The sequence below is a fragment of the Actinophytocola sp. genome (genome assembly GCF_050699915.1).
Classification (GTDB): domain Bacteria; phylum Actinomycetota; class Actinomycetes; order Mycobacteriales; family Pseudonocardiaceae; genus Actinophytocola.
Genome location: NZ_JBOHGA010000219.1, coordinates 1 through 10,102, shown reverse-complemented (window position 1 = coordinate 10,102; position 10,102 = coordinate 1). Strand labels below are relative to the sequence as shown.

Sequence of the window (10,102 nt, the reverse complement as noted above, 5' to 3'; positions counted from 1 at the left end):
GGTCGCGCCCGCCGGCCACCCGCTCGCCGAGCGGCTGCGCGCGGCGCTGGTCGACGCCGGCGTCGGGGACGGCGTGCTGCTGTGCCTGCCGGCCAGCGGCGAGCCGCACGTGGAGCTGTTCCTGCGGGCCGCCAAGCAGGCGATCGAGGCAGGCGCCGACACCCGGTTCGTCGTGGTCCAGCAGGACCTCGGCGGCTCCGGCCTGGCGCGCACGCTGCACCTGGAGCACCCGGCGATCCCGACGACCGTGATCGGCCTGGCCGACGCCTCACCGGCCCGCCCGGAGGACATCGAGGCGACGGTCAACCGCGTGGTCGGCGACGTCGCCACGACGATCGGCTACAGCGAGGTCCGCTACACCGCGGACGGCACCCGGACCGTTCCGGTGCTCCGCGCGCTGCCCGACATCGACCCGTCCACCGCGTCCGCCATGGCCACCCCGCTGGCCGCCGGCGACGTGCTGCTGGTGACCGGTGGCGCCAAGGGCATCACCGCGGAGTGCGCACTGGCCATGGCGGCCGACTCGGGCGCGAAGCTGGCGCTGCTCGGCCGCGCGGACCCGACCGCGGACGAGGAGGTCACCACCAACATCGAGCGGATGGCGGCGGCCGGCATCGACGTGCGCTACGAGCGCGCCGACGTCACCTCCGCCGAGCAGGTCCGGGCCGCCGTCGAGCGGATCGAGGCCGACCTCGGCCCGGTCACCGCCGTGCTGCACGGCGCGGGCCGCAACGAGCCGGGCGCGCTCGCCTCGCTCACCGAGGAGCAGGTCCGCCAGACGCTGGCGCCGAAGATCGACGGCCTGCGGGCGGTGCTCGCGGCGGTCGACGAGGACCGGATCAAGCTGCTGGTCACGTTCGGCAGCATCATCGGCCGGGCCGGCCTGCGCGGCGAGGCGCACTACTCGACCGCGAACGACTGGATGACCGAGCTGACCGTGCGCTTCGGCGAGGAGCACCCGAACGCCCGCGCGCTCGCGCTGGAGTGGTCGGTCTGGTCCGGCGCCGGCATGGGCGAGAAGCTCGGCGTGGTAGAGGCCCTGATGCGCGAGGGCATCACGCCGATCTCGCTCGACAATGGGCTCGCGGTGCTGCGCCGGGTGCTGGCCGACCCGTCGGCCGGGCCGGTGCTGGTGGTCAGCGGCCGGGTGGCCGGGCTGCCCACGCTGACGCTGGACCGCGAGGAGCTGCCGCTGACCCGGTTCATCGACCGGGTGCAGGTCCACTACCCGGGCGTCGAGCTGGTCACCGAGGCCGACCTGACCTCGGGCAGCGACCCGTACCTCGCCGACCACCTGCTCGAGGGGGACCTGCTGTTCCCCGCGGTGATCGGCATGGAGGCGATGACCCAGGTGGCCACCGCGCTGACCGGACACCCGGTGCCACCGCTGCTGGAGGACGTCGAGTTCCTGCGCCCGATCGTGGTGCGACCCGGCGGCTCGACCACCGTTCGGCTGGTCGCGCTCGCCCGGGACGCGCGGAAGGTGTCGGTCGCGATCCGCAGCGAGGAGACCGGGTTCAGCACCGACCACTTCCGCGCGGAGCTGCGCTTCCCGCGGCCGGCGACCCCGGTCGCGACGGGCACCATCGACACCGGCCTGCCGGCCGTGGCGGTGGACCCGGTCGCGGACCTGTACGGCGGGGTGCTGTTCCAGGGCAAGCGGTTCCAGCGGCTGCTGGCCTACCGCAAGGCGAGCGCGCGGCACGCGGTGGCGGAGCTGTCCACCACGACCCCGGCGCCGTGGTTCGCCGCGTTCCTCTCCCAGGAGCGGGTGCTGGCCGACCCCGGCACGCGCGACGCGGTGATGCACTCGATCCAGTGCTGCGTGCCCGACGCGACGCTGCTGCCGCAGGGCATCGACCGGCTCTACCTCGCGGACCCGGTCGACCAGGACACCGAGTACGTCGTGATGGACGCGCGGGAACGCCTCCAGGACGGCGACTCCTACATCTACGACGTCGACGTGCTCACGCCGGACGGCACCGTGGTGGAACGCTGGGAAGGCCTGTCGCTGCGGGCGGTGCGCAAGAAGGGCGGCGCCGGCCCGTGGGTGCCGGCTCTGCTCGGGTCCTATGTGGAGCGTGGAGCGGAGAAGGTGCTCGGCGGCAGCAGAACCGTCGTGGTGGAGCCCAACCCGGCGACCGGTCTGGTCGAGGCCGCCGACCGGCGCGCGCAGACCGAGCTCGCGGCGAGCCGGGCGCTGGGCCGCCGGGCCGGGGTGCGCTACCGCCCCGACGGCCGGCCGGAGATCGAGGGCGGCACGGTGTCCGCGTCCCACGGGGCGGGCCTGACGCTGGTCGTCACCGGGGCGGGCACGCTCTCCTGCGACGTCGAGGTCGTGCTCGAACGGGACTTCGAGGACTGGGCGACTCTGCTCGGCGACCAGCAGCTGGCCGTGCGGGACCTGGTCGCGACCGAGACCGGCGAGTCGGCCTCGGTCGCCGCCACCCGCGTGTGGAGCGCGCTGGAGTGCCTGCGCAAGGCCGGGGTGACCGCGAACGCGCTCACGCTGGACCGGATCGAGCCGGAGGGCTGGGTCGTGCTGTCGGACGGCAACGCCCGAATAGCGACGTGGGTGACGACGGTCAACGACGTCCCCGACGAGGTGGTCTTCGCCGTGCTGTCGGGAGAGGAGAGCTGAATCAAATGGCTGGGTACTACGAGATCCGCCACACCGTGGGGTTCGAGGAGACCAACCTCGTCGGCAACGTCTACTACGTGAACTACCTGCGCTGGCAGGGACGGTGCCGGGAGATGTTCCTCAAGGAGAAGGCCCCGGAGGTGCTGGTCGAGCTGCAGCAGGACCTGAAGCTGTTCACGCTGAAGGTCGAGTGCGAGTTCTTCGCGGAGATCACCGCGTTCGACGAGCTGTCCGTGCGGATGCGGCTGGAGGAGCTGACGCAGACGCAGATCCAGTTCAGCTTCGACTACGTGAAGATCGACGAGGACGGGCTCGAGCACCTGGTGGCGCGGGGCCGACAGCGGATCGCGTGCATGCGCGGGCCGAACACCGACACCGTGCCGGCCCGGGTGCCCGCGACGCTGCGCACGGCACTCGTGCCGTTCAGCGAGCGGCCGGAGGTGCTCGCCGGGAAGGCGTTGTGAACGCCGGGCGGCCGCCCAGCGCCGGTAGTCAGGTGGCCGTCCTGCGAACCGGGCAGGAGCAGGAGACCGCCGGGCGGGCACTGCGGGACGTGATGGCCCAGTTCGCCACCGGGATCACCGTGCTGACCGCGCGCGGCCGGCTGGCTCACGGGATGACCGCGAACGCGTTCACCTCGGTCTCGCTCGACCCGCCGATGGTGCTGTGCTGCGTGGCCCGCACGGCACGCATGCACGACGCGATCCTGGACGCGCGCAGCTTCGGCGTGTCCGTGCTGAGCACCGAGCAGGAGCACGTGGCGCGCTACTTCGCGAGCCGAGGCCGGGAACAGGGCATGGCCCAGTTCGAACGGGTGGACTGGTTCCCCGGACGGCGCACCGGGGTGCCGTTGCTGGTCGGGTCGCTGGCGTGGCTCGAGTGCGACCTGGCCGAGGTGTACGAGGGCGGCGACCACTCGATCTTCCTCGGCAACGTGCAGAGCGCCAGCCGCGGCGGCGGGCAGGCGCTGCTGTTCGTCGGCGGCGGGTTCCACCACCACGGCACACCGCCGGCGGCGCGCAGCGCCTGAGAACCGAGGAGTCTTCATGCTCGTGTGCGTGACGGGCGGCACGGGGTTCGTCGGCGCCCACTCGGTCGCCTCGATCCTGCGGCGCGGCCACCGCGTCCGGCTGCTCGTCCGCGACGAGTCCACAGTGGAGCCGACGCTGGCGCCGCTCGGCATCCCGCCGGGCGCGGTCGACGTGGTCCGCGGCGACGTGCTGGACGAGGCGAGCGTGGCCCGGGCGGTGCGCGGCGCGGACACCGTGCTGCACGCCGCCGCGGTGTACACCTTCGACCCACGCCGGCGCGCGGATATGGCGCGCACCAACGAGCTCGGCACCGAGGTGGTGCTCGCGCACGCGCGCCGGGCGGACGTGGCGCGGATCGTGCACGTGTCGAGCGTGGCGGCACTGTTCGACCCACTGTCCACACTGAACAGCAGACCACTCGAGCCCGGCTCGCCGGTCGGCCGGGCGCGCGAGCCCTACCTCGCCAGCAAGGCCGCCGCCGAACGGGTCGCCCGCCGTCACCAGGCCGACGGCGCGCCGGTGGCGATCAGCTACCCGCCGGCGCTGCTCGGCCCGCACGACCCCAGGCTCGGCGACCAGACCGGCCGGCTGCGCGACGTGCTGCGCGGGCTGACGCCGATCTGGCCGCTGGGCGGGTTCCCGCTCGGCGACGTCCGCGACACCGCGGCCGTGCACGCGTGGCTCGCCACCGGCGCCGGGCCGGACCGCGTGTTCGGTCCCGGGCGCTACCTCACGACCCGGCAGTACCTGCGCGCGCTGCGCGAGGTCACCGGGCGCGCGCTGCCCGCGGTCCACCTGCCGGCCCGTGCCCTGCTGCCGGTCGGCCGGCTCGCCGGGCTGGTGCAGCGGTCCTGGCCCCGACACATCCCGGTCGAGCACGGTGCGATCTACACCTGCGCCTGCGCCACCCGGGTCAGCGAGACGGCCCCGACCGGCGGCCTGGCACCGCGCCCGGTCACCCAGACCTTCGCCGACACGGTCGCCTGGCTGCACCGGGCCGGCTATGTCACCGAGCGCGCCGCCGGCCCGGCCGCGCGCCGGCACGCCGACGTTCCACTGTAGACACTGGGGGTACGGTCCATGGACACCAGCCTGCGCGAGATCGGCCGGCCGACGTTACGCGGCACGAGGGCGCCCAGCCACGAGTCGTACCACCAGGTGCGGCGCAACGTGGTCGAGCTGCTGTCTGCCGCACGCGAACAGGACGACCCCGTCGTGCCCGCCTGTCCCGAGTGGACACTGCGGGACCTGCTCGCCCACCTGACCGGTTCGGCGGCGCTGGCCATCGGCCGGATGTCGGGCTGGCCGGCGGCGCACCCGTCCGCCTCCGCGGACATGGGCGTGGCCGAGCTCCTGGAGGCGTGGGACCGGCTCGGCGGCGAGGTCGACCTGCTGCTGTCCGAGCGCACCGGCCGGGCCGGCAACCTGCTGGTGACCGACGCCTTCACCCACGAGCTGGACATCCGCTACGCCGTCGGGGCGCCGCTGCCCGGCGACCACCCGGCGTTCGCCGGCGCGTTCGAGGTGCTGGCCACCGGGTTCGCGGCCGGGGTCGGCGCGCACGCCCTGCCCGCGGTGCGGATGTCCACCGGGAGCACGCAGTGGACGGTCGGCGAGGGCGAGGCGGCGGCCACGGTCACCGCGGACCGCTACGACCTGTACCGCTCACTCGCCGGCAGGCGCACGCACGCACAGATCACCGGCCTGGACTGGGACCGCGACTCGCACCGGTGGCTGCCGGCGTTCGCCTGGGGCCCGTTCAGCCCACCCGAGTCTCCCGTCGAGCCGACCGCTTCCTGACCTTCTTGTCTGGCTCCAGTTCGCTATCCGGCTCCGGCTCGTCCTCCGGTTCCGGCGCGGGCTCGGCCAGCACCTCGGCCGCGAACCGGTCCACCGACGCGCGCACCGACTCGGTAGCCGCCGCCGCGTCGTCGCCCTCACCCACCATCAGCGTGACCAGCTGCGACTCGAAGCAGCGGTCCGCGTCGCACGGCTCGATGAGGTAGTCGCCGAGCTCCAGCGTCACCAGCCCGTGCATGCCCAGCCACATGTGGTGCGCGGTCAGCATCTCGTCGGTCGCGGTGAACCGGCCGGCGGCGATGCAGCGCGCCGCGCACTCCACCACCCGCACCATCGTGTACCGCCCGAACTGGCGGTCCTCCTCGGAGAGCTCGAAGCCGGCCAGTGACAGGCCGCCGAACATCACCGAGTAGAGGTGTGCGTTGGACACCGCCGTGTGCCGGTAGGCACGCCCGAACAGCGCCAGATCCGCCACCGGGTCGTCGGTCCAGGTGATGCGGTCGAAGTTGCTCGCCAGTCTGGCGAACCCCTCGTGCACGATCTCGCGGACCAGCCCGCTCATGCTGCCGAAGTGGGTGTAGACCGCCATCGTCGAGGTACCGGCCTCCGTGGCGATCCGCCGGGTCGACATCGACTCCGGCCCCTCCTCGGCCAGCAGCCGGGCGGCGATGTGGATCAACTCCATACGTGCTTCAGGATCACGTCGTCTCGGACTCACCTTGACAGTGTTACATAACGCGGCTATCTTTGGTAGTAACAACGGTGTTATGGATTAACTTCCCCCGGTCAGATAGGCGCAGCGACATGAATGAGAACACTGAGCGCGGCACGATCTCCCGCACCAAGTTCCGACTGGAGACCGGCCTGGACGTCCTCGACGAGTGGTCGCAGACGGCCGGCCAGTCCCGGAAGAACGCGGTCTACCAGGCGCTGTTCGCGATGCAGGACGGGTCGCTGTTCCGCCGGTACCGCATCATCGACGACTTCCAGCGGCCCAACGAGCTGTTCGTGATCGTCAAGGACGACCTGATGGTCAAGATCCGGGTCAACTGCTTCGACTCGTTCGGCATCGTGCACATCGGGCAGCCTGGAAGCTCGCCAGCCGAGCACGGCGAGTCGTAACCTGCTGAGCATGGTCGACACCCTGGACCCGGGCAGCGCACCCACGGTCGCCGTCGATGCCGCGATCGATGTCGTCGTCGATCCGGCGCGGGCTGTGCCGTTCGACGCCATCGAGGGCTACGCCACCGCGATCGCGGAGCTGCGAGCCGCGGCGGTGGCGTACTACCAGGGCGCCGACGTGCTGATGGACGACGCGACCTACGACGCGCTGCTCGCCCGGGTGGCCGCCACCGAGACCGTCCGTCCCGAGTGGAGGGTCGAGCGCTCGCCGACCGAGACCGTCGCCGCCGGCGTGCCGATCGGCGGCGACGTGGTGCACAGCGAGCCGATGCTGGGCCTGGACAACGTGTTCGGCGAGGAGGACCTGCGCAGGTGGGCCGCCCGGCTGGACAAGCTGCTCGGCCGCCCGGCGGCCGGGTACACGGTCGAGCCCAAGATCGACGGGCTCGCCATCGCGGCCCGCTACCTCGACGGCCGGCTGACGCTGGTCGCCACCCGCGGCGACGGCGTCTCCGGTGAGAACGTCACCCGCATCGCCCGGCGCGCGGCCGGCCTGCCCGACCGGCTCGCCGACCAGGTGACGCTCGAGGTGCGCGGCGAGGTCTTCATGACCGAGGCCGACTTCGCGGTCGCCAACGAGCTGCGCGTGGCGCACGGCGAGCCGGCCTTCGCACACCCGCGCAGCGCCGCGGCCGGCACGCTGCGGGCCGACCAGCGGGTCTACGCGGCGCCGCTGTCGTTCCTCGCCTACGCCGTGCGGGGACTGGACCTGCCGCACTCCGGGGCGATCGCCGAGCTGGCCCGGCTCGGCGTGGCGACCACGCAGGACCAGCTCACCACGTGCACCACCGTGGACGACGTGGTCGCGGCCGTCGCCCGGCTCACCGAGCTGCGCCTCACCCTCGGGTACGGAGTGGACGGTGCGGTCGTCAAGGCCGACAGCCCGGCCGACCGCGAGACCGCCGGCTCGTCCAGCCGGGCGCCGCGGTGGGGCATCTCCTACAAGTTCCCGACCGACACCCGGACCACGACGCTGCTGGGCATCGACGTCCAGGTGGGACGGACGGGCGTGATCACCCCGGTGGCGGTGCTCGAGCCGGTGGTGATCAGCGGGGTCACGGTCACCTCGGCCACCCTGCACAACTTCGGGGACCTCGTGCGCCGCAACGTCCGGGTGGGCGACACGGTGTTCGTGCACCGCGCGGGCGACGTGATCCCGGAGATCACCGGGGCGCTGCTGGACCAGCGGCCCGCCACCTCGGTGCCCTTCGAGCCGCCGACGGCGTGCCCGCGGTGCGGCGGCGAGATCGACCGCTCGCAGAAGAGGTGGCGGTGCGTGCAGGGCCGCGTCTGCGGGGCGCGCCAGACGCTGCACTACTTCGCCACCCGCGACGCGATGGACATCGAGCACCTCGGCGACAAGATCATCGACCAGGTCGTCAGCGTGGGACTGGTGGCCGATCCGGCGGACCTGTTCGACCTCGACGTGCCGACGCTCGTCGGGCTGGACCGGATGGGCGAGGTGTCCGCGGGCAAGCTCGTCGCGAGCATCCAGGGCGCGAAGGGCCGGCCGCTGTCGAAGGTGCTCACCGCGCTGGGGATGCGGATGGCCGGGCGCGCGATGTGCCGGCGCCTGGCTCGCTCGTTCGGCACGATGGCGGCGCTGCTCGAGGCCTCCGTCGAGGACCTGCAGCGGGTCGAGGGTGTGGGTCCGGAGCGCGCGGTGACGATCGCCGCGGAGCTCGCCGACTACCGGCCGGTGATCGAGAAGCTGATGGCCCGCGGGGTCAACATGACCGAGCCTGCCGCGGCTGTCCCGGCCGACGTGCCGGCGGCGCTTCCCCTGCGGCGCCCGGACGGCACGCCGATGCGGGTGGTCGTCACCGGGGCGGTTCCCGGCCTGACGCGGACGGAGGGCAACGAGGCGGTGGAACGGCTCGGCGGCACGGCGTCGCGGTCGGTGTCGGCCAAGACCGATCTGGTCGTGGTCGGCGAGGGCGCGGGCTCGAAGGCCACCAAGGCGGTCGACCTCGGCGTCGCGACCATGCCGGCCGAGGAGTTCGCCGCGCTGCTGGCGGAGCACACGTCGTGAAGGTGGTGATCGACACCGACCCTGGGGTCGACGACGCCCTCGCCATCCTGCTCGCCGCGGCCTCGCCGGAGCTGGAGCTGGTGGGCCTGACGACGGTGTTCGGCAACTGCGCGGTCGACGTCGCGACGCGCAACGCCTTGGTGCTGCTGGACGTCGCCGGGCGAGCGGACGTCCCGGTGGCCCGCGGCGCCGCCGACCCGATCGCCTCGCCCTACCTCGGACCGGTGCCCCAGGTGCACGGAGTGGACGGCATGGGCGACGGTGGGCCGCTGCCGGAGCCGACCGGTTCGCCCGTGGCGGCCAGTGCCGCGGAGTTCCTGTGTTGCACGGCCGCGGCGAGCCCGGGTGAGCTGACGATCCTGGCGGTGGGCCCGCTGACGAACCTGGCGCTGGCCCTGCGGCTGCGCCCGGACCTGGACACTCTGGTCGAGCGGGTGGTCGTGATGGGCGGCAACGCCCTGGTGCCGGGCAACGCGACCCCGGCGGCCGAGGCGAACATGCACAACGACCCGGAGGCGGCGGACATCGTGTTCGGCGCCCGCTGGCCGGTGACGATGGTCGGCCTGGACGTGACGCACAAGGTCAACCTCCGGGGCGCGGACATCGACCGGATCACCGCTGCGCCCACGCCGGCCGGCCGCCACCTCGCCCGGGCGCTGCCGCGGTACCGGGCCTTCTTCGAGCACACCAACGGGTTGGACGGCATGTACGTGCACGACCCGAGCGCGGTCGCCTACCTGATCGACCCGACGATGTTCACCGTGTCGGAGTGGCCGCTGCGCGTGGAGACCCAGGGCTTCAGCCGCGGCAAGACCTGGCCCAGCCTCGGCGACACCGACGACTCCACTCCGGCCGCGTGGCAGGGCCGCCCGACGGTATCGGTGTGTGTCGACGTCGACGCGGCCCGCGTGGTCGACCTGATGCTGGCGCGGCTGGCGGATCCGGTCCAGCCGGCCTGGAGCGGGCACGGCATCGCGCGATAAGACACCACCTCCCCGCCCGGCCATCCTGGGAGGAGCACACCACCCGGGCGAGAGGACAAGCGCGTGACTCAGCGGGACGTGATCGCCGACCTGACCGCCGAAGCCGCCGAGGTCGACCAGCTGCTCGACGGTCTGTCCGAACAGGACTGGCAGCGCCCGACGCCCGCTCCCGGGTGGACGGTCACCGACCAGGTCGCGCACCTCGCCTTCATCTTCCGGCTCGCCGGGACCGCGGCATCCGACGCGCAGACCTTCCAGGCGATGACCGCCGAGGTCTCCGCGCAGAACTTCGAGGCCGTCGTCAACGGGGCGCTCGAGGAGTTCCGCCACGACCCGCCCGAGGTGCTGCGCGGCCGGTGGCGGGTCGAGCGCGACGCCGCGATCAAGGCGCTCGCCGCCGCGCCGCCGGACCGCCCCGTGCCCTGGCTCGTCC

The 10,102-nt window shown here is 73.1% G+C and carries 10 protein-coding genes; 9 read left to right on the top strand and 1 reads right to left on the bottom strand.

The annotated features are described in order from the left end of the window. The 5 genes from ACRDSK_RS27625 to ACRDSK_RS27605 form a co-directional block, all read left to right on the top strand. The coding region (locus tag ACRDSK_RS27625; RefSeq protein ID WP_431444255.1) for an SDR family NAD(P)-dependent oxidoreductase at positions 1-2,641 on the top strand (2,641 nt) is incomplete at its 5' end. Between the two features lie 5 nt (positions 2,642-2,646). Next, the gene (locus ACRDSK_RS27620; protein WP_431444254.1) at positions 2,647-3,105 is read left to right on the top strand and encodes an acyl-CoA thioesterase; all 459 of its coding nucleotides are present in this window, start codon (positions 2,647-2,649) and stop codon (positions 3,103-3,105) included. 92 nt (positions 3,106-3,197) lie between these two features. Further along, the gene (locus ACRDSK_RS27615; RefSeq protein ID WP_431444256.1) at positions 3,198-3,671 is read left to right on the top strand and encodes a flavin reductase family protein; all 474 of its coding nucleotides are present in this window, start codon (positions 3,198-3,200) and stop codon (positions 3,669-3,671) included. Between the two features lie 16 nt (positions 3,672-3,687). Further along, positions 3,688-4,734 (top strand): NAD-dependent epimerase/dehydratase family protein, encoded by a 1,047-nt coding sequence (locus tag ACRDSK_RS27610; protein ID WP_431444253.1) that lies wholly within the window; start codon positions 3,688-3,690, stop codon positions 4,732-4,734. Positions 4,735-4,752: 18 nt separating this feature from the next. Beyond that, complete coding sequence (locus ACRDSK_RS27605) at positions 4,753-5,472, top strand: maleylpyruvate isomerase family mycothiol-dependent enzyme (RefSeq protein ID WP_431444252.1); 720 nt, start codon at positions 4,753-4,755, stop codon at positions 5,470-5,472. Here ACRDSK_RS27605 and ACRDSK_RS27600 read toward each other — a convergent pair. Beyond that, positions 5,432-6,157: a TetR/AcrR family transcriptional regulator gene (locus ACRDSK_RS27600; protein ID WP_431444251.1), complete on the bottom strand. Its 726-nt coding sequence runs from the start codon at positions 6,155-6,157 to the stop codon at positions 5,432-5,434. The two genes, ACRDSK_RS27605 and ACRDSK_RS27600, sit on opposite strands and share 41 nt — an antisense overlap. Positions 6,158-6,276: 119 nt before the next feature. Here ACRDSK_RS27600 and ACRDSK_RS27595 point away from each other — a divergent pair, with 119 nt between their 5' ends. From ACRDSK_RS27595 to ACRDSK_RS27580, 4 genes are all read left to right on the top strand, one after another. Next, positions 6,277-6,594, top strand: a complete 318-nt coding sequence (locus ACRDSK_RS27595) for a DUF6235 family protein (RefSeq protein ID WP_431444250.1) — start codon at positions 6,277-6,279, stop codon at positions 6,592-6,594. Between the two features lie 10 nt (positions 6,595-6,604). Next, positions 6,605-8,686 carry an NAD-dependent DNA ligase LigA gene (ligA, locus tag ACRDSK_RS27590; RefSeq protein ID WP_431444248.1) on the top strand — a complete coding sequence of 694 codons (2,082 nt, stop codon included), beginning with the start codon at positions 6,605-6,607 and terminating at the stop codon, positions 8,684-8,686. After that, the gene (locus ACRDSK_RS27585; RefSeq protein ID WP_431444247.1) at positions 8,683-9,669 is read left to right on the top strand and encodes a nucleoside hydrolase; all 987 of its coding nucleotides are present in this window, start codon (positions 8,683-8,685) and stop codon (positions 9,667-9,669) included. Before ligA ends, ACRDSK_RS27585 begins: the two co-directional genes overlap by 4 nt. Before the next feature lie 63 nt (positions 9,670-9,732). Further along, on the top strand, positions 9,733-10,102 hold a 370-nt coding region (locus ACRDSK_RS27580), incomplete at its 3' end, for a maleylpyruvate isomerase N-terminal domain-containing protein (RefSeq protein ID WP_431444246.1).

What these genes read in the sequence shown, in the direction of transcription:
- ACRDSK_RS27620 (WP_431444254.1), top strand. Translation starts at nt 2,647, where the DNA reads ATGGCTGGGTACTACGAGATCCGCCACACCGTGGGGTTCGAGGAGACC.
- ACRDSK_RS27605 (WP_431444252.1), top strand. Translation starts at nt 4,753, where the DNA reads ATGGACACCAGCCTGCGCGAGATCGGCCGGCCGACGTTACGCGGCACG.
- ligA (WP_431444248.1), top strand. Translation starts at nt 6,605, where the DNA reads ATGGTCGACACCCTGGACCCGGGCAGCGCACCCACGGTCGCCGTCGAT.
- ACRDSK_RS27610 (WP_431444253.1), top strand. Translation starts at nt 3,688, where the DNA reads ATGCTCGTGTGCGTGACGGGCGGCACGGGGTTCGTCGGCGCCCACTCG.
- ACRDSK_RS27600 (WP_431444251.1), bottom strand. Translation starts at nt 6,157, where the DNA reads ATGGAGTTGATCCACATCGCCGCCCGGCTGCTGGCCGAGGAGGGGCCG.
- ACRDSK_RS27595 (WP_431444250.1), top strand. Translation starts at nt 6,277, where the DNA reads ATGAATGAGAACACTGAGCGCGGCACGATCTCCCGCACCAAGTTCCGA.
- ACRDSK_RS27615 (WP_431444256.1), top strand. Translation starts at nt 3,198, where the DNA reads ATGGCCCAGTTCGCCACCGGGATCACCGTGCTGACCGCGCGCGGCCGG.